Annotated in this window: 25 protein-coding genes and 1 pseudogene; 18 read left to right on the forward strand and 8 right to left on the reverse strand. The window is 61.6% G+C overall.

Annotation, left to right across the window (positions count from 1 at the left end; genetic code table 11):
* Positions 1-566: 566 nt before the first annotated feature.
* Positions 567-1013 (reverse strand): hypothetical protein, encoded by a 447-nt coding sequence (locus tag ACSQ9D_RS27955; RefSeq protein WP_436285053.1) that lies wholly within the window; start codon positions 1011-1013, stop codon positions 567-569.
* 284 nt (positions 1014-1297) lie between these two features.
* Here ACSQ9D_RS27955 and ACSQ9D_RS27960 point away from each other — a divergent pair, with 284 nt between their 5' ends.
* From ACSQ9D_RS27960 to ACSQ9D_RS27970, 3 genes are all read left to right on the forward strand, one after another.
* The gene (locus ACSQ9D_RS27960; protein ID WP_436285054.1) at positions 1298-2041 is read left to right on the forward strand and encodes a response regulator; all 744 of its coding nucleotides are present in this window, start codon (positions 1298-1300) and stop codon (positions 2039-2041) included.
* Positions 2038-3366 carry an ATP-binding protein gene (locus tag ACSQ9D_RS27965; RefSeq protein WP_436285055.1) on the forward strand — a complete coding sequence of 443 codons (1329 nt, stop codon included), beginning with the start codon at positions 2038-2040 and terminating at the stop codon, positions 3364-3366. The genes ACSQ9D_RS27960 and ACSQ9D_RS27965 overlap by 4 nt, the downstream gene beginning before the upstream one ends.
* Before the next feature lie 67 nt (positions 3367-3433).
* Entirely contained in the window at positions 3434-4087 is a 654-nt protein-coding gene (locus ACSQ9D_RS27970) for a DUF3313 domain-containing protein (protein ID WP_436285056.1), read from the forward strand.
* Positions 4088-4434: 347 nt separating this feature from the next.
* Here ACSQ9D_RS27970 and hutC read toward each other — a convergent pair whose 3' ends face one another.
* Together hutC and ACSQ9D_RS27980 are read right to left on the reverse strand one after the other, a co-directional pair.
* Positions 4435-5157: a histidine utilization repressor gene (hutC, locus tag ACSQ9D_RS27975; protein WP_436285057.1), complete on the reverse strand. Its 723-nt coding sequence runs from the start codon at positions 5155-5157 to the stop codon at positions 4435-4437.
* Between the two features lie 57 nt (positions 5158-5214).
* Positions 5215-6576, reverse strand: a complete 1362-nt coding sequence (locus tag ACSQ9D_RS27980) for a formimidoylglutamate deiminase (RefSeq protein ID WP_436285058.1) — start codon at positions 6574-6576, stop codon at positions 5215-5217.
* 121 nt (positions 6577-6697) lie between these two features.
* Here ACSQ9D_RS27980 and hutI point away from each other — a divergent pair, with 121 nt between their 5' ends.
* From hutI to hutU, 4 genes are read left to right on the forward strand one after another with little or no spacing between them, the layout of a single operon-like run.
* The gene (hutI, locus tag ACSQ9D_RS27985) at positions 6698-7960 is read left to right on the forward strand and encodes an imidazolonepropionase (protein ID WP_436285059.1); all 1263 of its coding nucleotides are present in this window, start codon (positions 6698-6700) and stop codon (positions 7958-7960) included.
* Positions 7957-9492: a histidine ammonia-lyase gene (hutH, locus tag ACSQ9D_RS27990; RefSeq protein ID WP_436285060.1), complete on the forward strand. Its 1536-nt coding sequence runs from the start codon at positions 7957-7959 to the stop codon at positions 9490-9492. Before hutI ends, hutH begins: the two co-directional genes overlap by 4 nt.
* Position 9493: 1 nt before the next feature.
* Positions 9494-10294, forward strand: a complete 801-nt coding sequence (gene hutG, locus ACSQ9D_RS27995; RefSeq protein ID WP_436285061.1) for an N-formylglutamate deformylase — start codon at positions 9494-9496, stop codon at positions 10292-10294.
* Between the two features lie 25 nt (positions 10295-10319).
* Positions 10320-11996: a urocanate hydratase gene (gene hutU, locus ACSQ9D_RS28000; protein ID WP_436285062.1), complete on the forward strand. Its 1677-nt coding sequence runs from the start codon at positions 10320-10322 to the stop codon at positions 11994-11996.
* 323 nt (positions 11997-12319) lie between these two features.
* Here the strand turns inward: hutU and ACSQ9D_RS28005 are convergent.
* Positions 12320-12445, reverse strand: a pseudogene (locus ACSQ9D_RS28005) (type II toxin-antitoxin system Phd/YefM family antitoxin); the annotation flags it as partial.
* 45 nt (positions 12446-12490) lie between these two features.
* On the opposite strand from ACSQ9D_RS28005, the gene ACSQ9D_RS28010 reads away from it, so the two are divergent.
* The 5 genes from ACSQ9D_RS28010 (at position 12491) to ACSQ9D_RS28030 (ending at position 17407) form a co-directional block, all read left to right on the forward strand.
* Positions 12491-13075 (forward strand): HutD/Ves family protein, encoded by a 585-nt coding sequence (locus ACSQ9D_RS28010; RefSeq protein WP_436285063.1) that lies wholly within the window; start codon positions 12491-12493, stop codon positions 13073-13075.
* 180 nt (positions 13076-13255) lie between these two features.
* Positions 13256-14269: a taurine ABC transporter substrate-binding protein gene (gene tauA, locus ACSQ9D_RS28015; RefSeq protein WP_436285064.1), complete on the forward strand. Its 1014-nt coding sequence runs from the start codon at positions 13256-13258 to the stop codon at positions 14267-14269.
* Positions 14270-14343: 74 nt separating this feature from the next.
* On the forward strand, positions 14344-15138 hold the full coding sequence (locus ACSQ9D_RS28020; RefSeq protein WP_436285065.1) for a taurine ABC transporter ATP-binding protein: 795 nt from the start codon (positions 14344-14346) through the stop codon (positions 15136-15138).
* A complete protein-coding gene (locus ACSQ9D_RS28025) occupies positions 15131-15985 on the forward strand; it encodes an ABC transporter permease subunit (protein ID WP_436285066.1) in 855 nt (284 codons plus the stop codon). Before ACSQ9D_RS28020 ends, ACSQ9D_RS28025 begins: the two co-directional genes overlap by 8 nt.
* Before the next feature lie 66 nt (positions 15986-16051).
* A complete protein-coding gene (locus ACSQ9D_RS28030) occupies positions 16052-17407 on the forward strand; it encodes an LLM class flavin-dependent oxidoreductase (RefSeq protein ID WP_436285067.1) in 1356 nt (451 codons plus the stop codon).
* Here ACSQ9D_RS28030 and ACSQ9D_RS28035 read toward each other — a convergent pair whose 3' ends face one another.
* From ACSQ9D_RS28035 to ACSQ9D_RS28045, 3 genes are all read right to left on the reverse strand, one after another.
* Positions 17408-18061 carry a methionine ABC transporter permease gene (locus tag ACSQ9D_RS28035; protein WP_436285068.1) on the reverse strand — a complete coding sequence of 218 codons (654 nt, stop codon included), beginning with the start codon at positions 18059-18061 and terminating at the stop codon, positions 17408-17410.
* Complete coding sequence (locus tag ACSQ9D_RS28040; protein ID WP_436285069.1) at positions 18042-19127, reverse strand: methionine ABC transporter ATP-binding protein; 1086 nt, start codon at positions 19125-19127, stop codon at positions 18042-18044. Before ACSQ9D_RS28040 ends, ACSQ9D_RS28035 begins: the two co-directional genes overlap by 20 nt.
* A gap of 92 nt (positions 19128-19219) precedes the next feature.
* A complete protein-coding gene (locus ACSQ9D_RS28045; RefSeq protein WP_436285070.1) occupies positions 19220-20056 on the reverse strand; it encodes a MetQ/NlpA family ABC transporter substrate-binding protein in 837 nt (278 codons plus the stop codon).
* 264 nt (positions 20057-20320) lie between these two features.
* On the opposite strand from ACSQ9D_RS28045, the gene ACSQ9D_RS28050 reads away from it, so the two are divergent.
* Positions 20321-21763 (forward strand): FAD/NAD(P)-binding protein, encoded by a 1443-nt coding sequence (locus ACSQ9D_RS28050; protein WP_436285071.1) that lies wholly within the window; start codon positions 20321-20323, stop codon positions 21761-21763.
* Between the two features lie 60 nt (positions 21764-21823).
* Here ACSQ9D_RS28050 and ACSQ9D_RS28055 read toward each other — a convergent pair whose 3' ends face one another.
* Positions 21824-22363, reverse strand: a complete 540-nt coding sequence (locus tag ACSQ9D_RS28055; RefSeq protein WP_436285072.1) for a hypothetical protein — start codon at positions 22361-22363, stop codon at positions 21824-21826.
* Between the two features lie 215 nt (positions 22364-22578).
* Here ACSQ9D_RS28055 and ACSQ9D_RS28060 point away from each other — a divergent pair, with 215 nt between their 5' ends.
* Genes ACSQ9D_RS28060 through ACSQ9D_RS28080 form a run of 5 tightly spaced genes read left to right on the forward strand, consistent with a single transcriptional unit; the run spans position 22579 to position 26396 of the window.
* Positions 22579-23250: an amino acid ABC transporter permease gene (locus ACSQ9D_RS28060; RefSeq protein WP_436285073.1), complete on the forward strand. Its 672-nt coding sequence runs from the start codon at positions 22579-22581 to the stop codon at positions 23248-23250.
* Positions 23250-23921: an amino acid ABC transporter permease gene (locus ACSQ9D_RS28065; protein WP_436285074.1), complete on the forward strand. Its 672-nt coding sequence runs from the start codon at positions 23250-23252 to the stop codon at positions 23919-23921. The genes ACSQ9D_RS28060 and ACSQ9D_RS28065 overlap by 1 nt, the downstream gene beginning before the upstream one ends.
* A gap of 1 nt (position 23922) precedes the next feature.
* A complete protein-coding gene (locus tag ACSQ9D_RS28070) occupies positions 23923-24657 on the forward strand; it encodes an amino acid ABC transporter ATP-binding protein (RefSeq protein ID WP_436285075.1) in 735 nt (244 codons plus the stop codon).
* Between the two features lie 9 nt (positions 24658-24666).
* Positions 24667-25584 carry an isoaspartyl peptidase/L-asparaginase gene (locus ACSQ9D_RS28075; protein ID WP_436285076.1) on the forward strand — a complete coding sequence of 306 codons (918 nt, stop codon included), beginning with the start codon at positions 24667-24669 and terminating at the stop codon, positions 25582-25584.
* A gap of 20 nt (positions 25585-25604) precedes the next feature.
* Positions 25605-26396 carry a transporter substrate-binding domain-containing protein gene (locus ACSQ9D_RS28080; RefSeq protein ID WP_436285077.1) on the forward strand — a complete coding sequence of 264 codons (792 nt, stop codon included), beginning with the start codon at positions 25605-25607 and terminating at the stop codon, positions 26394-26396.
* The last annotated feature ends 26 nt before the right edge of the window (positions 26397-26422 follow it).

Here is a 26422-nt window from a genome sequence, read left to right on the forward strand (position 1 = left end):
GGCGTTGATCACGACGACTGGCATGTACCAAACGGCCGGTCCCGCCTCGGCATTCAAATTCCCGTTTCTCGACTCATCTTTGCTTTTATGCAGAAGGAGCGTGGCCCGACGATCAAAAGAATGGCCCGTCTTTTAGCGTGGGAGCTCGGGGCTGCGTCAGGAACACTGGCTGCAATCGAATCCACAGTCACTCAGGCGTCGGTTGGCGGCAGGCGGTTGACATCTGCCCAGGATGTCAACTCACCGTTGGCGCCCCGATTGAATGGGCTAGTTTTCGACGTCCCTCGGGTTTTTTTGAACATTTCCGACTTCCCCATAATCGTCCGCAACGACGGCAAGCTTGGACGTGCCGAGTTTGCCGAAAACATCGCCCGGCAAATCGGTTCTCACCGCGGAGCTGCCTCTAACGAACTGCGCTGCGCTAGGAGGGTGCCGCCACAAGGTGCGGCACCGCCGACAGGAGAAACGCGTCAACGACCAGCTTCACGGCGAGGCAGGAAAGGAGGAGCCCGAGACCGAAGAGCATCCACCGACGCCGGGCGTCGGCTGGCGGACGCTTCGCGCAATCAACCTTGGGCGGCATGGTCCCGCCCTGTCGCATCGTCGCCGACGACCAGGCGCTCAAGCAGCCTTAGGAAGCTCCCGCCCCAGCGCGAGGTGCAACCTGCGGCCGGACGGATGACCCCCGGCTCCTCGGCGGTGAGCGCACGCACCCTCCTGAGGAACGCTGCAGAGTCAAAGCACGACGACCGGCCCGCTGCCATCGCGTTCGGCTCGAAGTCAAAGAAGACCTCGATGTTGACGACCGGCATCGGCTGGATGTGGCGGATTAGATCGATGTCGGGTCTCGTTGCGACCGCAAGCGCGTACTCCGTCGAGCAGAGCGCCTCATGTAACTCGGCGACGGAGGAGGCCGGCGTCGGCTGGAAGCCGTTCTCCGCAAGCTTTTCTGCCACGAAGGCAGCGGCCTCGCGCGGTAGGAACACGATCGTCTTGATAGGTTTCGAAGGCATTTCCTGCGGGTCTCCATTGGGCATGGAGCACCGCTATCATCCCGCCGGGTTTGGCAGTGTTCTGATATGTTGAATTTTGTTGCAGCCGCGGACCCGAAGATGGCCACAACATTTCGCAATATTATCCAACATTCCTGCACGAAAGCTTTTGCTATGGAGCCTCCACGAGCACGTCCTGGACGATGCGAAGAAGATTGTTGCCTTCCAGCAGGTTTCGGGACCTAGTGATCGCTTGAGAGATACGGCCCCATCGTGAAGGTGGCCAGGAGAACGACGCAGCGGACATGCCAAGGCAGGACATTAACGATCAGACCAGCCGGGTCCTCGTCGTAGAGGACGACGCCGAAATCGCGTCGATGCTGGTCGATCTCATGAGAGACAACGGCCTCGAAGCCCTGTCGGTCGGCAGTGGAGGCGAATTGGACCGCCTCTTCCCGGACGGGCGTTTCAACCTCGTCATCCTTGACGCGATGCTTCCGGGCGAAGACGGGTTCAGCATCTGCAGGCGTCTTCGGGCCGCTGGCACCACGCCTATCCTGATGCTCACGGCGCTCACGGAGGACATCGACCGCATCATCGGCCTGGAGCTCGGGGCGGACGACTACGTGACCAAGCCGTTTAATCCGCGGGAGCTCATGGCGCGCGTGAAGGCCATCTTGCGTAGGGCATCCTATGGAACGCAAGATCGGCAGGACCGGCCCTCGTATTCCAGGCTGACGTTCTCGGACTGGACGATCGACCCGCGAAGCAGGCAGGTCACCGATCCGGACGGAGCCGAAGTCTCCATGACGACGGCGGAGTTCGATCTTCTCCTCGCCTTCTGCAACAACCCGAACAGGATCCTTACTCGAGAGCAGCTCCTGTCGATGACGCATGCCGGGTCGGCCGGTCCCGTGGAACGCAGCGTCGACGCCCACATCAGTCGACTGCGCCAAAAGATCGAACCGAACCTCCGGGAACCCTCGCTCATCAAGACGGTCAGGCTCGGAGGCTACCTCTTCGCCTCCAAGGTGGAGCAGGTATCGTGAAGTCGCTTAGGCAAGCCTCCATCAGGACGCAGATCGCCGTCCTTACCGCCGTGCTGGCGGTCACCGTGACGATCCTAGGCACGTTCGCTGAGCCGTTCCTGAACGGCCGCTTCGAGAAAGGACTGCAGATCGGGCTCGTCGCGGGTCACATCCAGGAAGTCGTCACCGACTATCAGAATGCTGCCACCCCAGACCAGCAGGCGTTCGTCATCGCGAGGGCGCGGTCGTCGGGCGTCGACGTGCTTGCCGAGCCGGCCACTTCCGCGAACGCCGCAACGCCGACCCCGATGGAGCTTGCAGTCCAGGTTCGTGACCTGCTCGACAACAACATCTTCCACGATCCGGGCGCGGTCATTCATTCCGGAGACCAGAAACAGCTTCACGTGCGCGCCGGCACGGAGAGCCTGGTGTTTGCCATGCCGGTGTTCAGTCCATCGAAGTGGATATTCCCGGCGATGGTCAAGACGCTCGCCCTCATCCTTATTCCAACGGCAATCCTCGCCTCGCTCAGCGCCTGGCTCATCGGGCGGCCCATCGTGCGCTTCGCCGCCGCGGCCGAGCTGCTCACCACTGACGACGCGCTCGACGAGCCGTTCCAGGCGCAGGGAGCCTCGGAGCTAAGATCGCTCGCAACGTCCCTGAATGTCATGCGCGACCGCATCCGGGAGCTGGTGGCCGCACGGACGCGGATGCTCACGTCCATCAGCCACGATCTGAGGACGCCGCTTACGCGCTTGCGGATGCGTGCCGAGCGCTGCGAGCAGCCGGAGCTCCGGCAGCAGATGCTCAACGACCTCGAGGTCCTCGCCGCCATGGTGGACGAGAGCCTGGCGTTCCTCAACAGCACCATCGAGACGACGCGCAAGGTGGAGCTCTCAAGCCTGCTGCAGACCGTGGCGGACGATTTTAGTGACACCGGCGTCGATGTCAGCTTCGTGGGGCCGCGGCGACTGACCTGCGAATGCAAGCCGAGGGCGATCGCCCGTGCCGTGTCGAACGTCGTCGACAATGCGTCAAGGCATGCCCGAAAGATCGAGATAGCCCTCGCCGAGCAGGAGGACGCCGTCCAGATCACCGTTTCGGACGATGGTCCGGGATTGAGCGACAAGCTGAAGGAGCAGGTGATGGAACCGTTCTTTCGCGCCGACAAATCCCGCTCGACCTCGAAAGGCGGCGGCGGTTTCGGTCTGGGCCTGCCGATTGCACATGGCATAGTGACCAAGGGGCACGGCGGCGTCTTCCAGCTTTCCGACAGGCAGCCCCATGGACTGGTCGTGACAATGTGGCTGCCGCGCGCTCCCCGGAACGTCGCAATGTTTTCGTAAGTCCAAACACAACGCAACATTTCCCCAACCTAGAAGGAGCTCCGAAAACCTCATCACGGAGCTCCAAATGAAATTTCCGAAGACCATCCTGGTCCTAACTCTTGTCTCAACCGCGGCCGGCTGCGCCACGTCCGAACCCGTCGCATATGAAGGGCTGGCGTCGGCCGCACAGCTCCGTCCCGACACAAGCGACAAGACGGGACGCAGCCCTTACAGCTACCGCACCCAGACCGACTGGAGACAGTACAGCAAGGTCATCGTGGAACCGGTCACGGTCTATCGCGGCAAGGACGGCCAGTTTGGCAAGATGGCGGAAGACGACCGGTTGAAGCTCGCATCCTACATGCGGGGCAAGTTCGCGCAGGTGCTCCAGCAGCGCTATGCTATCGTCTCGACGCCCGGCCTCGCGACGCTGCGCGTACGAGCGACGCTCACCGGTGGAAAGACGACCGACCCTGTCCTCGGCCCCTTCTCGCACATCGACGTGGCCGGCAGCGTCTACAACACCATCCAATTGGCTCGCGGCAAGGAAGGGTCGATGACAGGGTCGGCTAGCTACGCCGTCGAGGTATACGACAGCGTTTCGAACCAGCTCCTGCTCGCCTATGTCGAAAAGCAGTATCCCAACGCCCTAAACATCGGCGCGAATTTCGGGCCCATGAGGGCCTCCTACGTGGCCATCGACAAGGGCGCGAACGATCTCCTTGAACGGCTTCGGTAGCGGTTTTATGGACGCGCCTGGTGGGTGTGGACCGGCCGAAGCTTAAGAACCGACAGCCCGGTTAAAGTCGACGCCTCCACCTTCTCGACCGACGCCGCCTGCTAGCGACCGAAAGTCATCCTTGAGCATCGAGATATCTGCAAAGTAGCCTCCGAGAATGTCGATGACGCGCGTTCTTTCAGGCCTCCCCGCACACGGACCTCGCGCCCTCTCTTTCCCAAAACCAGACGTCTTTCGTCAAGGTTTCGTGGTGGAGTTCGCCAGCTAGATCGTGTCACCCAGATCGGCGGCAGGCTGTGGGAGCGAACCGGATTTGTGCGTTTGGCCGCCGGATAGGCCAAGGACCGCTATTGCGACGCGGGGGTGAAGCGCGCCACCAGCGCGTGCCGGTCGCCGGGATAGGTGAAGCGCACATGCGTGACTGGCCCGACATTGCTCCAGGTGCGGCGCTCGACGACCAGGCAGGCGGTGTTGCGCGGGATGTCGAGGGCAGCAGCCTCGTCGGAACCGGCCGAGACCGCGTGGATGCGGTGCTCGGCGCTGCTCCAGGGGATCTGATTGATCAGCCAGGCACCTGGCGCCGTTTCAGAAAAATTGGCGTCGGCCGCCTCGGGTACGGTGGACAGGCTGATCAGCCGTTCCTCCAGGCAGAACGGTCGTCCGCCTGCGTGATGGATGCAGGCCACATCGACAAGTGAAGATCCTGGCGCGACGTCGAGCCGTCTGATGTCGTCGGGCTTCGCCTTGCGTTGCTCGCGCCTCGATACGGCGAAGGAATAGGCAAGGTTCAGTGACTGTACCTCAGCCCTGATGTCGTGGATCTCAAGAACGGCCGATTGCGCCTGCGGCTGCGTGACGAAGCTGCCGGACTTCTTGCGGCGCTCGATGAGGCCCGCCCTGGCGAGCTGGGTCAGCGCCTTGTTCACGGTCATGCGCGAACAGTCGTATTTCTTGGTGAGGTCCACTTCGAACGGGATGCGATGACCCGGCGGCCACTCGCCCGAGACGATGCGGCCTTCGATGTCGCTCACGATCCGCTGGTGCAAGGTTGTGTCCTTGCTTTGGTTCATCGTCACGCTCCGGTTAGTTCCTCCCGCTCTAATGTGAATGTCGCGGCCTGGAAAGCCCTATGCCGTCAGAAGCTCGCCCATCGCCTTCAGGAACCGGCGGTTGATCGCATCGCGCGCCACGTGGCGGCCGCCTTCCACTTGCTTGCGGCCGAGCGCCCATACACTGTCGACGGCAACGCCACCGGCAAACAGCCAGTGATCGAGCATCTGGTCGCCCGAAAGGTAGGGTACGGCTGTCGTGTCGAGCGAGATGAGATCGGCGTGATGGCCGACCGCGATGCCGGCCGGCGCCTTCAGCGCAGCGCCGCCACCGGTGATCGCATGATCAAAAAGGCTGCGCGCGGTCGAACCGCCTGATGCGGCGACGACATTGCGGGCCCTCAGCGCCAGACGCTCGGAGTATTCGAGCTGGCGCAGTTCGCCTGGAAGCGAGATTTGCACGTTGGAATCTGAGCCGACGCCGAAACGGCCGCCTTCTTCGATGAAGAGCGGCGCCTGGAAGGTGCCGTCGCCGAGGTTTGCTTCGGTGATCGGGCAAAGGCCGGCGATTGCCCCGCTGCGCGCCATGCCGCGCGTTTCCTCGTCCGTCATATGCGTCGCGTGGATCAAGCACCAGCGGCCATCAACGGGCGCATTGGCAAGTAACCATTCGACAGGGCGAGCGCGCGACCAGGCGATGCAATCCTCGACTTCTTTCACCTGCTCGGCGACGTGGATATGGACCGGCCCGTCACCGGCCAGCGGCACGACGTTGGCCAGTTCCTCAGGTGTTACAGCGCGCAGGCTGTGCGGGGCAAGGCCGAGCTCGGCGCCTCGAAGCGCGCCTGTCACCCTGCGGCAGCCGTCCATCAGGCTGGTAAAGTTGTCCAGTGTGTTGATGAAGCGGCGCTGGCCCTCGATCGGCGCCGCACCGCCGAATCCGGAATGGGCATAGAATACCGGAAGCAGCGTCAAGCCGATGCCGCTGGTGTTCGCTGCTGCGCCGATACGCTCGGCCAGTTCAGCAATATTGGCATAGGGCGTGCCGTCCCTGTCATGGTGCAGATAGTGAAACTCGCCGACCCGGGAAAAGCCCGCCTCCAGCATCTCCATGTAGAGCTGGGCGGCGACAGCCTCGACATGCTCCGGTGTCATCGACAATGCGAACTTGTACATGACGGTGCGCCAGCTCCAGAAACTGTCGTTTGCCGGGCCCCTCACTTCCGCAAGGCCAGCCATGGCGCGCTGGAAAGCGTGGCTGTGCAGGTTACTCATCGCGGGGACGAGCGTATCATGGTGCTCGTCTGCCGGCTCGGCGGCGACGCCCGTTTCGACGTTTGTGATAAGACCGTCCGCGATCGTCAGGCGCACATCCTGTTGCCACCCCTGTGGCAGAAGCGCCGCACTCCCATGAAGTCTGATCGCTGCCGTCTGAGCCATAACGCTTTTTCTCCTGTTTGAAGCCACGCATCTTTCTTTTCCATGGAGACGCACAAAATTCCACTTGTCACCCGTTTATTATGTATATACATGTTTCCGTATAAGGAAAGGCGCAAAGCTGATGAATGGGAACAAATTTTCAAGCGAAGAGGCACCTGGCGACGTCCGTCCGCATCTCTGGCGGAATGCGCGGCTCGCAACACTCGATCCGCAGAAGCAAGGTCTCGGCATCGTCGACAAAGGCGCAATCGTCACCGAGGGTGGCCGCATACGCTTCGTTGGCCCGGAGGCCGAGCTGCCGGTGTCCGCAATCGAGCGCGCAGAGATCACGGATCTCGAAGGTCGCTGGGTTACACCGGGTCTCGTCGATTGCCACACCCACATCGTCTACGGCGGCAATCGCGCCCGTGAATTCGAAATGCGCCTCGAAGGCGCGACCTATGAAGAGATTGCGCGTGCCGGTGGCGGCATCGTCTCCTCCGTCAAGGCGACAAATGCGCTTCCGGTTGAAGGCCTTGTCGAAGCAGCCCTTCCCCGCCTGGATAGCCTTATCAGCGAAGGCATGACGACGATCGAGGTCAAGTCGGGCTACGGCCTGAATGTCGGCGGCGAATTGAAGATGCTGCGCGCTGCCCGCCAGCTCGAGCGCGTCCGCCCGGTTCGCGTCGTCACCTCCTATCTCGGCGCCCATGCAACGCCGGTCGAATACAAGGGCCGCAACGGTGACTACATCACTGACGTCGTCATTCCGGGGCTCGAATACGCCCATGCCGAGGGCCTGGTCGATGCCGTCGATGGGTTCTGTGAGGGAATTGCCTTTTCGACCGCCGAGATCGCCCGGGTCTTCGACAAGGCCGAAGCCCTCGGCTTGCCAGTCAAGCTGCATGCCGAGCAGCTGTCCAATCTCGGCGGCGCGAAACTTGCCGCCTCCTACGATGCGCTCTCTGCCGATCATCTCGAATATCTGGATGCGGAGGGTGCCGCTGCCATGGCCGCGGCCGGTACGGTTGCCGTTTTGTTGCCGGGCGCCTTCTACGCCATCAATGAAAAGCAGAAACCGCCCGTCCAGGCACTGCGCGACGCCGGCACGTGGATCGCCATTGCGACCGACTGCAATCCCGGCACCTCGCCGCTGACCTCGCTGCTCCTGACGATGAACATGTCGGCAACGCTCTTCAGCCTGACCGTCGAGGAATGCATTGCCGGTGCGACGCGTGAAGGTGCGCGCGCCCTTGGTCTGCTGGACGAGACCGGGACACTTGAGAACGGCAAATCCGCCGATTTCGCGATCTGGGACGTCGAGAGCCTGGCCGAACTCGTCTACCGCATCGGCTTCAACCCGCTTCATGCACATGTCTTCAAGGGCGAAAGGATCGACCGTTGACCATTACCCTTCATCCCGGCTCCGTTTCGCTCAAGGATCTGGAGACGATCTACTGGACCGGCACGCCGGCGAAGCTCGATCCATCCTTCGATGCCGGCATCGCCAAGGCCGCTGCCCGCATCGCCGAGATCGCGGCTGGCAATGCGCCCGTCTACGGCATCAATACCGGCTTCGGAAAACTCGCCTCGATCAAGATCGACGCGGCCGACGTAGCAACCCTGCAGCGCAATCTGATCCTTTCGCACTGCTGCGGCGTCGGCGCGCCGCTTGCCGAAAATATTGTTCGCCTGATCATGGCCTTGAAGCTGGTCTCGCTCGGCCGCGGTGCGTCGGGCGTGCGGCTGGAGCTGGTGCGGCTGATCGAAGGCATGCTGGAAAAAGGCGTGATCCCGGTTATCCCGGAAAAGGGCTCCGTCGGAGCCTCCGGCGACCTCGCGCCACTTGCCCATATGGCAGCCGTTATGATGGGCGAAGCCGAAGCCTTCTTCGCTGGCGAGCGCCTGTCGGGCGCGACAGCCCTTGCGAAAGCCGGTTTGAAGCCGATCGTGCTCGCTGCCAAGGAAGGCCTGGCGCTCATCAACGGCACGCAAACCTCGACGGCGCTGGCACTCGCCGGCCTCTTCCGGGCACACCGGGCCGCACAGGCGGCACTGATCACCGGCGCCATGTCGACGGATGCGGCGATGGGCTCGTCCGCACCCTTCCATCCCGATATTCACACACTGCGTGGCCACAGGGGCCAGATCGATACGGCAGCGGCGCTTCGCGCGCTGCTCGAAAGCTCGATTATCCGCCAGAGCCATATCGAAGGCGACGAGCGCGTCCAGGATCCCTATTGCATTCGTTGTCAGCCGCAGGTCGATGGCGCCTGCCTGGACCTCCTGCGTTCGGTCGCGCGCACGCTGGAGATCGAGGCGAACGCCGTTACCGACAACCCGCTGGTGCTGTCGGACAACTCCGTTGTCTCGGGTGGAAACTTCCATGCCGAGCCGGTTGCCTTCGCAGCCGACCAGATCGCTCTTGCCGTCTGCGAAATCGGTGCGATCGCCCAGCGGCGCATTGCCCTGCTGGTCGATCCCGCACTCTCCTACGGACTGCCGGCCTTCCTGGCAAAGAAGCCCGGTCTCAACTCCGGCCTGATGATCGCGGAGGTCACGTCCGCGGCGCTGATGTCGGAAAACAAGCAGATGTCACATCCGGCTTCCGTCGATTCGACACCGACATCGGCCAACCAGGAAGATCACGTCTCCATGGCCTGCCACGGCGCCCGGCGGCTGCTGCAGATGACCGACAATCTCTTCAGCATTATCGGCATCGAAGCACTGACGGCGGCCCAGGGTGTGGAATTCCGCGCACCGCTCACAACAAGCCCCGAGCTGCAAAAGGCGATTGGCATCATTCGCGATGCGGTGCCGACGCTGGAGCTCGACCGCTACATGGCAAACGACCTCAAGGCGGCAGGCGACCTCGTTGCCACGGGCGCGCTGAATGCATCCGTCTCACGCGGCATCTTGCCGGTTCTGGAGGGCTGACATGGCTGTTTTCGACGTCAAGCAGGGCACATCGCCCATTATCCTCGGCTTCCCGCACACCGGCACCGAGGTTCCCACCGACATCTGGGAGCGCCTGAACGACAACGGCAAGATTCTTGCCGATACCGACTGGCATATCCATCACCTCTATGACGGCCTGCTGTCCGATCCAACGACGGTGCGCGCGACGTTCCACCGCTACGTCATCGATGCGAACCGCGATCCAGCAGGCGTCAGCCTCTATCCCGGCCAGAATACCACCGGTCTTATTCCGGAAACGGATTTCGACGGAAAGGCGATCTGGAAGGACGGGCAGGCGCCTAGTGAAGCCGACATCGTCGCGCGGCTGCGGGACTTTCACGCGCCTTATCACGCAGCCCTTGCGGCCGAGATCGAGCGTGTGAGAGCAATCCACGGCGTGGCGATCCTCTACGACTGCCACTCGATCCGCTCCCACATTCCTTTCCTCTTCGAAGGCAAGTTGCCGGACTTCAATATCGGCACGGACATGGGCAAGACCTGCGACGGCGCTATCGGGGAGGCGACACTCACCGTCGTGGAAGCGGCCGAGGGCTACGACAGTGTGCTCAACGGTCGCTTCAAGGGCGGCTGGACGACGCGCCACTATGGCCGTCCGGAAACGGGTGTGCATGCCATCCAGATGGAGCTTGCGCAATCAACGCATCTTCAAGCCGAGGCACCGCCTTTTGCCTACGACACCGCCAAGGCAGAGCGCCTTCGCGTCCATCTCAAAGACATTCTGGTGCGCATCGAGCAGATCGCGCCGGGCCTGAAACGATAACGATCACTCGACAGGGGGAACCCGCATGACCGCAGACCCACGCCACAACATTCGCGAGATCCGCGCGCCGCGCGGCAGCGAGCTCAATGCCAAGAGCTGGATGACCGAAGCGCCGTTGCGTATGCTGATGAACAACCTCGACCCGGATGTCGCCGAGAACCCGAACGAGCTCGTGGTCTATGGCGGCATCGGTCGTGCAGCCCGTACCTGGGACGACTTCGACCGCATTGCCGCGACGCTCAAGACGCTGAATGAGGATGAGACGCTGCTCGTGCAGTCCGGCAAGCCGGTCGGCGTGTTCCGCACGCACAAGGATGCGCCGCGCGTCCTGATCGCCAACTCGAACCTCGTGCCGCACTGGGCGACGTGGGATCACTTCAACGAGCTGGATCAGAAGGGCCTTGCCATGTACGGCCAGATGACGGCTGGCTCGTGGATCTATATAGGCACGCAGGGCATCGTCCAGGGCACCTACGAGACTTTCGTCGAGGCCGGCCGCCAGCACTACGGCGGCAACCTCAAGGGCAAGTGGGTGCTGACCGGCGGTCTCGGCGGCATGGGCGGCGCCCAGCCGCTGGCCGCCGTCATGGCCGGCGCGTCGTGCCTTGCCGTCGAGTGCAACCCGGACTCGATCGATTTCCGTCTGCGCACCCGCTATGTTGACGAAAAGGCCGAGACACTGGACGAGGCAATCGAGATGATCGCCCGCTGGACCAAGAACGGCGAGGCGAAGTCGGTCGGCCTGCTCGGCAACACCGCCGAGATCCTACCCGAGATGGTCCGCCGCGGCATCCGCCCCGACATGGTCACCGACCAGACCTCCGCGCACGACCCGGTCAACGGCTACCTGCCGAAGGGCTGGACGATGGGCGAGTGGAAGGACAAGCGCGTTTCCGATCCGAAGGCGGTCGAGAAGGCCGCCCGCGCCTCGATGCGCGAGCATGTCGAGGCCATGATCGCCTTCCAGGACATGGGCATCCCGACCTTCGACTACGGCAACAACATCCGCCAGGTGGCCAAGGATGAAGGCCTTGAAAACGCCTTCGCTTTCCCGGGCTTCGTGCCGGCCTATATTCGTCCGCTCTTCTGCCGCGGCATCGGTCCCTTCCGCTGGGCAGCACTTTCGGGCGATCCGGAGGATATCTACAAAACCGACGCCAAGGTGAAGGAACTGCTGCCTGACAACAAGCACCTGCACAACTGGCTGGACATGGCGCGCGAGCGCATCGCCTTCCAGGGCCTGCCGGCGCGCATTTGCTGGGTTGGTCTCGGGGATCGTCATCGCCTCGGGCTTGCCTTCAACGAGATGGTGAAGAACGGCGAGCTGAAGGCCCCGGTCGTCATCGGCCGTGACCATCTCGACTCGGGCTCGGTCGCCTCGCCGAACCGCGAAACCGAAGCGATGAAGGATGGTTCAGATGCCGTCTCCGACTGGCCGCTCCTGAACGCGCTCCTCAACACTGCGTCGGGCGCGACCTGGGTGTCGCTCCATCACGGCGGCGGCGTTGGCATGGGCTTCTCCCAGCACTCCGGCATGGTGGTTTGCGCTGATGGCACGGACGACGCAGCAAGGAGGCTGGAGCGGGTTCTCTGGAACGATCCGGCGACCGGCGTCATGCGGCATGCCGATGCCGGCTACGAGATCGCCATCGATTGCGCCAAGGAACAGGGCCTGCGCCTTCCGGCGATCCTCGGGAATTGATCCCTTGGACCGGGCCTCAAAATCCTATGAGGCCCGGATACTTCAGCCCCCGATACTGCAGCACAGCCTTATCGACCGTAACCAGAGGAATGCATTCGATCTTTGACTGGGCGATCAGGATCCGGTCGAAGGGATGTTTGTGAATGGGCGGGAGTGCTGCGATAGCAAGTGTATGCTTTCGTTGACGGGCATCTCGATGTAGCCCTTTTGAAGGAGAGATGTTCTCTCAGTATCGAGGGATCGGCGCGAAAATCTGGGCGTGCCTGCGCATGCCTGATGGCGGTTTCCCAGACGCTGGCGGGACTGAAAAAGGCATCGGTGTCCTTAAGGGGAACGACTTTCACCAGGGACTTTCCAGCCTTGGCTATGATGAAAGCCTCACCCTTCGCAGCCTGTTCGATGAGCCGCGACAGATGCGTCTTCGCTTCATGAATGTTTACGGTCTGCATGGCTGCCTCGATGGACTTAGTCCACTAAACTTAGATGGAACCAAAATGACCCGTGCCACCGTCCTCAAAGCCAGTACCTACCGTCGCATGCCATGGAAAAACGGTGCCGGCGAGACTGTCGAAATTGCCGTCTCGCCCGAGGGTGCGGCACTGTCTGATTTCGACTGGCGCATCAGCATGGCAACGGTGGCGACGGATGGCCCGTTCTCGATCTTTCCCGGTATCGACCGCACGCTTTCGATCCTGGAAGGCAACGGTATGTCGCTTTCAATCGATGGCGGCGCGCCGGTGCTGCTGACGCAAGACAGCGATCCCCTCGCCTTCCCCGCGGATGTCTCGGTTTCGGCAACGCTTGCCGATGGAACCATTACGGACCTGAATGTCATGAGCCGTCGCGCCAGCCTGCGGCATAGGGTCGAGCGGATCGATGTCGATGCGACGTCAACGCTAACGGTGCATGCAACGACGTGGGTTGCCTTGTGCCATCGCGGCGACGTCATTCTCGAATGCGGTGGCAATCGCGCCGATCTTGGGCCGGGCGATGCATTTTTGCTGGTGGGTGGCGAAGGTGCGGATGTTGTTTTGAGCGGCCGGGCGCTCTGCTATCTCATTACCATCGAAAGCACCTGAACCTCGCGGTCGGCGATCTGCCGCCAGAGCGTGCTGGAAATCAGGTCCAAAACAATATTATCACTATAGTCTATAAAATAGATGGTTTTACCTATCTGAGGACGAATGTCCGCCCTAGTGTTTTCCTGTCGAAACACATTCAAGCGCTGCAGCCAAAGCTCAGTCGCAAGGGGGCAAAACATGAATATCAGGACACTATTGGCGGCCATTACTCTCAGTTCCGCCAGCCTGCTGGCACCTTTTGTTGCCCAGGCAGCCGACAAGAAGGTGGTTGTTGCCTATCAGACCGATGCACTGCCGTCGTCGGTAGCGATCGCTAATGGCGAATTTGCCAAGGCAACCGGCTATGACATCGATTTCCGCAAGTTCAACTCCGGGGCCGAGATCTTCGCGGCCATCGCTTCGGGCGACGTGCAGGTCGGCTATGTCGGCTCGAGTCCCTTTGCAGCGGCGACTTCGCGCGGATTGGAGGTCAAGGCCTTCTACCTCTCTTCGATCTCCGGCATCGACGAGGCGCTCGTCGTTCGCAACGGCTCCGGCATCGCGGCTCTCTCTGACCTCAAGGGCAAGAAGCTTGCTGCTGCACCCGTTTCCACCGACCACTACCAGCTTCTGGCGCTGATCAAGTCGCTGGGGCTGACGGAAAAGGACGTTCAGGTCTTTGCAATTCCGCAGCCAGAGATCGTTGCCAGTTACAATCGCGGTGACATCGATGGCGGCTTTGTCTGGGATCCGGCGCTGACCGAGCTCAAGAAGAATGGCAAGGTACTCGTCACCTCCAAGGATGTGGCGGACAAAGGCGCTCCGACCTTCTCCGCCTGGGTCGCCGCATCGAAGTTTGCCGACGAAAACCCGGCGTTCCTGAAGAGCTTTGCCGGCGTCATCAACAAGTACTATGCCTCCTTCGCAGCAGATAAGAAGGCTTGGGGCCCCGACAGCGACAATGCCACGCTCCTTGCCAAGGCACTCGGCGGAACGTCCGAGCAGCAGGCTGCCGCGCTTAAGAACCTCACCCTGCTGACGCCTGAGGTTCAGGCTTCCGACGCCTGGCTCGGCGGTGGCGAAACGTCCGGCGCAGCTAAGATTCTCAAGGATACGGCCGCCTTCCTTAAGGACCAGGGCAAAGTGACCGAAGTGCTGCCGAGCTACGCGGCTTTTGTAACGCCGGATGCGCTTGTCAACGCAAGTAACTGAAATAGCAGATAATCCTCCCATCCTGGGACGCTGGCGCGATACCGCGCCAGCGTCACAATACGAAGAGACGACACATGCTCAAAGTCGATCACGCAAGCGTCTATTTCAGGACGCGGGACGGCCAAACGGTGCAGGCCCTCGATCGCGTTTCCCTCGATATTCCCGACAGCGGCTTCGTCGTGGCACTCGGTGCCTCGGGTTGCGGCAAGTCGACGTTGCTCAACGCGATTGCGGGTTTCCTGCCGCTGTCGGCAGGCACGATCACACTGGACGGCCGAGCGGTTAGCGGTCCCGGCGCCGATCGCGGTGTCGTATTCCAAAAGGACACGCTGCTGCCTTGGAAGACGATTGTCGACAATGTCGCGCTTGGATTGCAGTTTGCCGGAACTCCAAAAGTGGCGCGGCGCGCCCGCGCCGAGGAGCTTCTCTCTCTCGTCGGTCTCAAAGACTTTGCGAGGGCCTTTCCCTACGAATTGTCGGGCGGTATGCGCCAGCGGGTCGGCATTGCCCGGGCACTCGCAGCCGAGCCCGACGTGCTTTTGATGGACGAGCCGTTCGGGGCCCTGGACAGCTTGACCCGCGAGCAGATGCAGGAATTGCTCGTATCGATCTGGAAGGAGACGGGCAAACGCATCTTCTTCATTACCCACTCGATAGAGGAGGCCCTCTTCCTCGGCACGCAGGTCGTGGTGATGTCGCCGCGTCCCGGCCGCATCGTTGCGCGCTTCGACCTCGATTTCGTCCGTGAGTTCGCCCGGACCGGCGATGCGCGATCAATCAAGACGGCGCCGGAGTTCGGCAGTTTGCGTGAGGAAATCCGGACCATACTGCATGGTTACGACGTGTTCAGGAGTGCGCGGAATGAGTAACGTCATCGAAACGAGAGACATTGTCGTCAAGACCGAAGCCGACCAGGCGAAGACCGTTCGCCTGCAGGGTTATGGCGTCGGGCAAAGCAATACGCTTGTCATCAGTCTCGCGACGGCCGTCGCGTTGATTGCCACGTGGTGGCTGGTTGCCAAGTTGGGAGTGGTTCCACGCCTGTTCCTGCCGACACCCCAGGAGGTTATCGCACAGATCGGCGCCGTCTATCGCGATGGCTATGCTGGGGCCTCGCTTGGCGAACACGTCTCGGCAAGTCTGTTCAGGATCGCGACGGCCGCAGCGATCGCCATAGTGGTTGGCATCCCGCTCGGCTTGCTCATGGGGCTCAACCGCTGGGCAAAGGGGATACTCGATACACCGATCGAATTTTATTGGCCGCTGCCACCGCTCGCCTATCTGCCGTTGATGATCATCTGGCTCGGTATCGGCGAAACCTCGAAAGTAACGCTTCTCGTCCTTGCCATGTTCGCGCCGATCTGCCTTTCGGCCCAGGCCGGCGTACGCTCACTGCCGATCGAGCGTGTCAATGCGGCGCGATCGCTTGGTGGACGACCCTGGCAACTTCTTTTGAGTATCGTTTTGCCATCGGCCTTGCCCGAAATCCTAACGGGTATCCGCATCGCGCTTGGTATCGGCTGGGGCACGCTTGTCGCTGCCGAGCTGATCGCTTCCAATCGCGGCATCGGTTATATGATCATGTCCGCCTCCCAGTTTCTGGCAACGGACGTGGTCTTCGTCGGCATCGGCATTATCGCCGCCTGTGCATTTGCCTTTGGCGCTGCCGTTCGGCTCTTGGAAGCCACCCTCGTTCCGTGGAAAGGTAAGAGCTAAACGGGCGCACAAGTGCCTTCACGGGCTCACGACGCGCTGGAGCCCGCCGGCATAGGGGACGATGGCATGAAGCAGATGCAGATCTACGCATTCGACATGAACTGCGTCGGCCATATCAACCACGGAATGTGGACGCATCCGCGCGATACGTCCCTTCATTACACGGACCTCGACTACTGGGTTGACCTTGCCCGTACCGCCGAGCGCGGCAAGCTGGACGGGATATTCCTGGCCGATATCGTTGGTGTCTATGATGTCTACAAGGGCAGTCCGGCGCCAGTCATCGAGGCGGGCGCGCAGATTCCGGTCAACGATCCGTTGATGCCGATCTCGGCAATGGCCTATGTCACCAAGCATCTCGGCTTCGGGGTCACAGTGAACACGACTTACGAGCCGCCCTTTCTCTTGGCGCGACGGATGTCGACGCTCGATCACCTGACCAAGGGCCGGATCGGCTGGAACATCGTTACCGGTTATCTTGACAGTGCCGCGCGTGCGATGGGCTTTGAAGCATTGCCCGAGCACGATGCGCGTTACGATGCGGCCGAGGAATACCTCGAAATCCTCTACAAGCTTTGGGAGGGGAGCTGGGACGACGAGGCTGTGCTTCGCGACAAGTCTCGGGCCGTCTTCGCCGACGCGTCGAAAGTGCGCGCCGTCAGGCATGAGGGTCGATACTACAAGATGGAGGCAATCCACCTTGCACAGCCCTCGCCGCAGCGCACGCCGCTGCTCTTCCAGGCAGGGGCCTCTGGGCGTGGACAGGATTTTGCGGCCCGCCACGCCGAATGCATCTTCATCGCAGCGCCGACCCCGCAGGCGGCACGACCGACCGTGGAGGCGCTTCGACGCAAAGCCGAGTTGGTTGGGCGGGGTGCGGATGCCTTGCGTGTTCTCGGTCTCGTCACGGTGGTCGTTGGGCGCACGCAAAAGGAGGCGAACGACAAGCTCGAGGACTATCGCAGGCATGCAAGCGTCGAGGCGTCCCTGGCGCACTACTCTGCCTCAACGGGCATCGACCTCTCCAGATATGGCCTCGATGATCCGATCGAGCAGAAATCCACAAATGCCAATCAGTCTGCGCTCGCCGCAATTACAAGGGAGGCTCGTGAGCCGATCACGCTCCGCCAGGTCATCGACCAGATGGTGCTTGGCAGCCGCATGAAGCCGATTGTCGGCTCGGCCGAGCAGGTGGCGGATCGCCTGGCGGCATGGGTTTTGGATGGTGGTGTGGACGGCTTCAATCTGGCGCGCACGGTGGCACCCGAAAGCCTGCGCGACTTTGTCGACCTCGTCGTGCCGGTGCTGCAGGAGCGCGGTCTGTTTAAGGCGGACTATGCTGAGGGACCGCTCAGGCAAAAGCTGTTCGGCGGCAGCGGCAGGCTGCCATCCTCGCACCCTGCCGCCGCGTTTCGTTATTGATTACTTGTGGTCAAGCCTGGCGACCAGCCGGTCGCCGAGCCACTGGATGCCACAAACCAGGACGATCAGCACGGCAACGACCGCCACCATGACGGTCGTCTCGAAACGCTGGTAACCATAGCGGATGGCAAGGTCGCCGAGACCGCCTGCGCCGATCGCGCCGGCCATCGCAGAAGCGCCGATCAGCGTCACCAGCGTCACCGTGAATCCGGCGACGATGCCGGGCAGCGCTTCGGGAACGAGCACTTCGCGAATGATTGTCCAGCGGTTGCCGCCCATGGCGCGCACGGCATCGATCAGGCCGCGGTCCACTTCTCGCAGCGACACTTCGGCGATGCGCGCATAATACGGCGTTGCGGCAATGGCGAGCGGCACGATGGCGGCCCACGTCCCAAGCGCGGTGCCGACGATGAGGCGCGTCAGCGGGATTAGAGCGACCAGCAAGATGATGAAGGGTACGGAGCGGAAGCCGTTGATGATTGCACCGAGGATGCCGTTCACCAAGCCATTCTCGGCGATACCGCCCTTGTTGGTGAGCACCAGCGCGAGACCGAGCGGCAGGCCGAAGACCAGCGAGATCAGGCCTGAGGCGCCCGTCATCAGGATCGTCTCCCACAAGGAACGAAGCAACAGGTTAAACATGATCGGTGTCATAGCCGAGAACCTCCACCCGCGCCGAGCGAGCCTTCAGAAACTGCAGAACCTTGTCCTTCAGGGCGGCATCGCGCATGGGGACGGCAATGAAGAACCGCGCCACCGGCTGGTTCTGAATATGGTCGATACCGCCGTGGACAAGTCTGAAGGATTGCGGCAGAGCCGTGGATAGGTCGGCAAAAACCGCCCCCTGTGCGGCCGGTCCCGCCATGTCGATGCTGAGGATCACCTCCTGGCCGGAGGTGGGAGACAGCCGGACGGCGATGTGCTCGGGCAATTGCGGGCGGCTTCCGGAAAGCAGGCTCTGGGTGATCTGCGCCTGCGGATCGGCAAACACCGACCAGACCTGTCCTTCCTCGACAATACGACCGGCATCGATGACGGCGACGCGATCGGCAATATTGCGCACGACTTCCATCTCGTGCGTGATGAGCACGATGGTGAGGCCAAGCTTGCGATTGATGTCCTTCAGAAGGGTCAGGATCGAACGGGTCGTTTCGGGATCGAGCGCTGATGTCGCTTCATCCGAGAGCAGCAATGCCGGGCGCGCCGCGAGCGCTCTAGCAATGCCAACCCGTTGCTTCTGGCCACCGGACAGAGACGATGGATAGGCTTTCGCCTTGCCAGCTAGGCCGACAAGCTCCAACAATTCATGCGCGCGCTTCAGGCGTTCGGCCTTGGCGACGCCCGCTATCTTCAGCGGCAGTGCGACATTTTCTTCGACCGTCTTCGACGCCAGTAGGTTGAAGTGCTGAAAGATCATGCCAACGCGGCGGCGAAGCGGCTGCAGCTCCTTTTCGTCGAGACCGACAATGCTGCGGCCCTCGATTTCGATCTCGCCGCGATCGGGACGCTCCAGGCCGTTCAGGCAGCGGATCAGCGTGGATTTGCCGGCGCCGCTGCGCCCGATAATGCCAAGGATCTCGCCTTTGTGGACGGTGAGCGATATGCCGTCGAGAGCCGCGGTGGCACCGAAATGCCGATGCACGTCGACGAGGCGCACCACCTCTTCTGCAGTGGCCTGCGGCGGAGCCTCGATGGCCGAGGCCGATACGATTGAATTCATGTTCTTTCCCTTCGGAAACGTCCAAGGCGGCCCGGGCAAGGAACGCCCGGACCGCCTTGTTCAACGCGCCCAATGCGTGGCGCGAATGTCGATCAATAAGCGCTGAGGCCGGTTCCCTTATACACCTTGTCGAACTCGGCCTTAACAGCGTCGTTCTGGTAGGAGGAGACGAGCGTCTTGACCCAGGCCTCATTCTCGCTCCCCTGCTTGACGGCGATGAAGTTGCGATAGGGATTGTCGGCGATCGGCTCCTGCGCAATGCGGTCGGCGGCCGACAGTCCACTTTTCAGGGCCCAGTCGGTGTTGACGACGGCCGCGTCCAGATCCTCGATAGCGCGTCCGACGACGCCGGCGTCCAGTTCCTTGATCTCGACATTCTTCGGATTGTCCGAGATGTCGGTCACGGTGGCGAGAATACCCGTGCCGTCCTTGAGCTTGATGATGCCTTCGTTCTGCAGAACGCGGAGTGCGCGGCCCTCATTCGAGGGGTCATTCGGAACCCCGATGGTGGCCCCCTCGGCGATTTCCGAGACTGCCTTGTGCTTCTTGGAATAAAGGCCGATCGGCCAGACGGCGGTATATCCGACCGGCACGATATGATAGCCGTGCTGCTCGACCTGATTGTCGAGATAGGGCTTGTGCTGGAAGGCGTTGGCGTCGATTTCGCCGCGTTCAAGCGCCTCGTTCGGTTGTGTGTAATCGTTGAAGACGACTGTCTCGATCGTCAGGCCCTTCTTGGCGGCTTCCGCGGTCACGACGCGCCAGACGTCTTCATCCTCGCCACTCATGATGCCAACCTTGATCGACTTGTCGTCCGCGAAGGAGGCAACAGGGGCTGTGAATACAACCAGGGCAACTGCCGAGGCGACGATAGCGGCAAGGCTTGCACGACGCGTCAGGCTTGATGTGGCGGACGTCTTCTTGTTCATTGTGGTGTTTCCCGTCTTGAATTGATGAGGCTGGCCTCGAACGGTCAGATAATTTCAAAACTGCCGATGGTAAACCAAGCAAGCCGATCTCTATTGCACTGCAGCACGGAAATACTGTTCGGCGCCTGGACGCAATAGCGGGATAAAAATTCTACTGATTTTGTAGAATATTGTCGTTGCCGGCGTGCTTGCCTGACCCTAAACTAAACCATCTGAGCGCGAAGACCAAACCTGCGCTCGCAAGCAAGGTGATCTGGACCGCAGGTGAAGCAGGACGGCGCGAAATCACGACATGACACCGATGGCCGGAAGCGGCGACCCCTGGTGGCGATTATCGGTGGGGGCGTTTCTGGAGCGGGTGTCGCATACCACCTGGCGCGTTCCATCACGGACCGACCGCCAGCAATCGTCGTCTTTGAGCCAAGGCGCGAGCTCGGCAGAGGGCTTGCCTATGACACCACTGATCCGGCGCATCGCATCAATGTTCCCGCCGCCCGCATGAGCCTACTTCCGGATCAGCCGGAGGATTTTCTGGAATGGATTGGGCGCCATGATGCCGTTGCGGACGATCCGGAAGCACATCGGCCTGATGGCAGCCTCTTTCCCCGACGCCATGTTTTCGGCACCTATATCGCCTCGGCGCTCACGCCTCTCGTGCAAAGCGGCATTGTGCGCCATCGTCGCGCGGTCGTTACGGCTGTGTGCCGGGATGGCGCGCTCTGGGAGATCTTCGACAGCCAGGGCGGACAGATATTTGCCGATTTCCTGGTGATCGCCACCAGTCATCCCGCACCATCGGCGCCCGGGGCTCTGCGAACTCTTGAAGGACATCCCCGGTTTGTGGCCGATTCCACCGTTGCCGGGGCGCTCGACGTCGTCCGTCCCGACGACCGGCTGCTGATTGTCGGCAATGGACTAACCGCAGCCGACATCGTCGCCTCGCTGGCGCGCACTGGCCATCGCGCGCCGATCATGTCGATTTCGCGCCGCGGGCTGAGATCGAAGGGACATGCGCCTTTCCCGCAGGACCCGTTCGGGGAGTTCGAGGCGGCCCCGGCCCATAGTGCGACGGCACTGCTGCGGAGCGTCCGGCAGACTATTGCGCAAGCCAAGACGGCGGGATTGACGTGGCATGCCGTTATTGATCAGGTGCGCGGCCACGGCCACGCGATCTGGCAGAACCTGCCGATTGCCGAACGCTGCCGGATCGTGCGCCACATCAGGCCCTACTGGGACGTTCATCGGTTCCGCATCGCGCCGCAGGTAGAAGACGTGTTGGAGCAGGCGATCGCGGAAGGCAGGATGGAAGTGCTGGCGGCCTCCGTCGGTCGGGTGGAGCGCGAGGGCGAGGCCATCCACGTCGAGCTGCAACGGCGACATGCCTTGCCGCTTAGGAAAAGCTATGATGCAGTCGTCGTCACAACGGGTCCCGCGCATGGTGGCATTCTCGAAAGCCAGACATGGCTCGCCGGTCTGCGCGATCACTCACATTTGCAACTTGACCCGACCGGTCTCGGCATCGCTTGTTCCTTGCGCGCAGAGGCGATCGCAGCCGATGGCCGCCCCGATCCGACATTGCTGATTTCTGGTCCGCTGGCGCGTGGGACCTTTGGAGAGCTCATGGGGCTGCCACAGATCACCGAACATGCAGTCTTCGTGGCAGGTGAGCTAGCTGCAGGGGTGGCGGCGATGAGCCGCCGCGCCTAATCACATCACCTATTTCGCGACGGGGGCGAGGGCCTGCGGACGCTGGAGCCGTGAGTGACCTCAGGCATCCGAGACACCGGCATTTTCGGCGAAGGCTTCGAGCTCGGGATCAAAGTCGACCTCGACGACATTGTTGAAGACGGCTGTCGCGAGCATGATGCCGGCAAAGGCGACGAGATCGACCAGCGTCTTGCGATCGTAGCGTTCCTTCAGCTTCGTCCAAATCTCGGCGGGTATAGCATTGGAATCGGCAACGATTGCCTTGCCGAAGGCATCGAGCAGCGCCTCTTCTTCGGAGAGCAGCACCGCATCCGGGTTGAACCCGGCATTGATCAGCGCCCGGCGAAAGAAGGTGATGGCGATCTTCGATTTTGCTGCTTTCGAAATGGCATGCGAGAAGATCCAGATCGGCCGATCCGCGACTGCCGAGAGTTCGGCGCGCAGCGTGAACCATTCGGCGTAGATGCGATGAGCTGCGGGTGAATGCAATAACGTCCGTTTCATGTTCGTCATGCGTCCGCGGACCCTCACCTCCTCGTCATGTGCGGCGCGAATCTCTTTTGAAGCAGTGGCGTAATCGATCTGCGGAATATGGCTCATGATGTGCTCATTTGATGTGGGCAAGGCTAACTGGCGTCTGCGAGAGAGGCTTGGCCGGTTCCAGCTCGCAGCCGTCTCAAGAATTCTCGCACCAGCTTGCTAACCCATCGGCCCGATGCGGGCCAGATATATCAGGAAATCCCAGCTGCGTTCTTGACAACAAGGCGTCACCGAGACACGATGAAACCGGTTTCACTCTTGGTCATGGAGAGATCGTGCGGCTCGACCTGTCGATTCTCTTGCCTCATCTCGGCTTTCTCGCGCAGGGCGCCCTTTTGACGGCGGAGACATGCGCCCTTGCGCTCGCCGGCAGCGTCATCATGGGCGCTTTCGTGGCAATCGCGCGAACATCCTCGTCCGCACTCCTGCGGCGGATTGCATTCCTCTACGTCGATATCTTCCGGAACGTGCCATTCATCGTGCAGCTGTTCTTCTTCTATTATGGCCTTCCAGAGATCGGTCTCTATATCGATGCCTTCACGACGGGCGTGATCGCGTTGTCGATCGCCGGTGGCGCCTACGCCTCGGATGTGATCCGCGCAGGCATCCTTGCAATCGACCAGGGCATCATCGAAGCAGCCGAGGTCAGCGGCCTTTCACGGCGTGTGGTGTTCACCCACATCATCCTGCCGATCGCACTCAGGACCTCGGTGCGCCCGCTCGGCTCGGTTCTCATCAACTTGATCCTCACCTCGTCGATCCTCTCCACCATCACGCTCAACGAGCTGACCGGTTCGGCACAGATCGTGGTCTCGCAGACATATCGGCCCTTCGAAGTCTATGTCGTGCTGCTCGTTGTCTATGCTGCCTTAACCTATCTGGTCTCGCTCGCCATTGCCTTGCTCCACCGTCGCCTCAACCGTGACATGATGGAGGTTGTCGCCTGATGCGCTTTGCCGATTTCACGGCCTTCGACCTCTTCCTTCTGGCGCAGGGTCTCGGCGTCAATATCGCGCTCTTCCTCGTGACAGCGCTGATCGGACTGATGGTCGGAATCTGCTGGGCAATCGTCCGTTTCTATCGCCTACCGCTCCTCAGCGAGGTCATCACTTTCGTCTCCGAACTCCTGAAGAATTCGCCAGTGCTGGTGCAGCTGTTTCTGGTGTTCTTCGGGCTGCCCGGTCTCTTCCACATCCGCGTGACGCCGGTCACGGCCGCGACGATCACCCTTTCGGCCAACACAGGCGCCTTCGTCTATGTCATTGCGGTTTCAGCGATCGAGTCGATCGGCCGCGATCAACTCGAGGCGGCACGCGTCTTCGGCCTCAGCCGCTGGCAGGTGCTTCGCCATGTGGTCGCCCCGCAGGCGGCCGCATTTGCGATCGGCCCGCTGATCGCGCTGCTCGTCAACCAGTTGCAGGTGACGTCGCTGATCTCGGTCATCGGCGTCGTCGACCTCACCAAGATCGGCAACATCCTCAACATGCGCACACTGAAGCCGTTCATCGTGTGGACGGCCGTTGGTCTGCTCTATTACGCCGCCGCCAAGCTGGTCGCCTTGCTGGGGTCGCGCTTCGAAAATCGCCTTCGCGCCCACAGCGCCTGGAGAGGGCTCTGACATGATCAAAGTTGAAAACGTAAAAAAGGCCTTCGGCCCCACCACCGTGCTTGACGGCGTCGATCTGGCGATCGCGCCCGGTGAGGTCGTCTCGATCCTCGGCTCCTCCGGCTCCGGCAAATCGACGCTGATCCGGTGCATCAACGGCCTGGAGAAGCTGAACGGTGGCCGGATCATGGTCGACGAGTTCGATGTCGGCAAGCCTCGCGAGCTCGCTGAGGCTCGCAAGCGCTCCGGCACGGTCTTCCAGCTCTTCAACCTCTATCCACACATGACCGTGCTCGGCAACATCACGCTCGCACCGATCGAGGTGTTGAAGAAACCACGCGCCGAGGCCGAAGCGACGGCGCGTGCCCTCATCGAATCCGTTGGTCTCGGTACCAGGGCCGACGCCTATCCGGCGCAACTCTCGGGTGGTCAGCGCCAGCGCGTCGGCATCTGCCGGGCGCTTGCCATGCAGCCGCGCTATCTGCTGCTGGATGAAGTGACCAGCGCGCTTGACCCGGAGATGACAGCCGAGGTGCTAGCGATCCTTGCCAAGCTCGCGCAGGACGGCACGACGATGTTGTTCGTCACGCACGAGGTCGAGTTTGCCAGGCAGATTTCCGATCGCATCGTCTTTCTCGACAAGGGCAGGTTGCTGGTCGATCTGCCGACCAAAGAATTCTTCGCCGCCGAAGGCGGCATGGCGCGGCCACGCGTTGCCCAGTTCCTTTCCAAGATGCGCAAAGAATAGAGGTCCCAGATGCTGCTATTGGCCAATAAAGAAGCCTGGCCGGGCTTTCCGACATCCGTGGAGATGCTGCGCGATGGTGCAATCAGCCTTGACGCGATGGTCGCCGGGATCAGCAGGGTGGAGAGCGAAGTCAAGGTGCGCAGCGTCGGTTATGGCGGCTGGCCGAACATGCTTGGCAATATGGAGCTTGATGCCGCCGTCATGGACGGCAACACCCGTGAGGTCGGTACCGTTGGTGCCGTTCCGAACACACTGCCAGTTGCACGCCTTGCCCACGAAGTCATGAAGCGGCTTCCACACGTTATGCTGACCGGCGACGGCGCTCGGCGTTTTGCCACTGAAATCGGTTTCGCAGAAGACGACGTGCTGTTCGAAGATAGTAGGCGGGTCTGGTGGGAACGGCTGGAAAAGGAGCTGTCGCCGGAGGACCTGGCGAAATTCCCTGACATTCCGCTTGCACCGCTCAGCCGCGCCATCACCGATCCGGAGCGCGTACGCGATACCACCGTCTTCCTGTCAGCCGATCCCAGGCGCGGCACCCATGCGGCGACATCGACGTCAGGCTGGGCGTGGAAATATCCAGGTCGCCTTGGCGACAGCCCGATCCCGGGCGCCGGCTTCTACGCCGACAGCCGCTACGGCGCGGCCGCCTGCACACATACCGGCGAGATGACGATGCGCTGCTCGACAGCGCGTACCGTCGTGCTGGCGATGAAGCTCGGCTATTCGCTCTGCGACGCGGTCAAGCTCGCCGTTGATGAGCTCAATGAACTCTCCTCTGGGTTCCTGGCTGGCGTCGTTATCCATGCGGTCGACGCCAAAGGAAACCATGAGGTCGTGAATTTCAGATGCGAGGGCGAGATTCGCTACTGGCTCTGGGAGGACTCGATGCCCGAACCGGAACTGCGGGCAGCGAAACTGGCATAATCAAAAGAGGGAATGAAACCATGAAGAGCATTCTGACTACCCTTGCCGCCCTGGCCATTGCGGCTGGCTCCGCATTTCCGTCCTTTGCCGGGATGATCGACGATATCCGCTCGCGGGGCACCGTTCGCATCGGCGTGTCGCTCGGCGGCGAGCCGATTGGCTTCCGTGACGCACAAAACAATCCAGTCGGCTACGACGTCGACGTCGCGACGATGCTTGCCCAGAAGCTCGGTGTGCCGGTCGAATTCGTTGACGTGTCGGGTGACGCCCGGATCTCGATGCTGGTTTCGGGCCAGATCGACGTCGCCGTCGCCAACACCTCGGCAACGCTGGAGCGTGCCAAGACGGTGAACTTCACCATTCCCTACAATCGCGCCGGCCTGCGCGTCATCGTCCAAAAGGATGCAGGCATCAAGGACCTGAAGGATCTCGCCGGCAAGAAGGTCGTCGTCGGTCGCGGCACGACGGGTGAGAGCTTCCTGAAGATCGCAGTTCCCGATGCGCAACTCGTCTACGTCGATCAGTTTGCGCCCGATGGTGTGCTGCAGTTGCAGCAGAAGCGCGTCGACGCGGCAATCGAAGATTCGTCACTGCTCGACTATCTCGCAACCAAAAACCCGTCGCTTGTCACCCTGCCGGGCCTCTATTCCAACGATCCGATCGGCATTGCCGTTGCCAAGGGCGACCCGGAATTCGTGCGCTGGCTCGACATGTTCGTTTCCGACTACATCCAGTCTGGTGCCTATGCCGCAAATTACAAGAAGTGGTGGGGTGCCGGCTCCAATCCCCCTGCCCTGAACCCTCAGTGGTAACTGATTGCGGGCTGCCTTCGGGCGGC

The organism is Rhizobium sp. LjRoot258, from assembly GCF_964254185.1.
Taxonomy (GTDB): Bacteria; Pseudomonadota; Alphaproteobacteria; order Rhizobiales; family Rhizobiaceae; genus Rhizobium.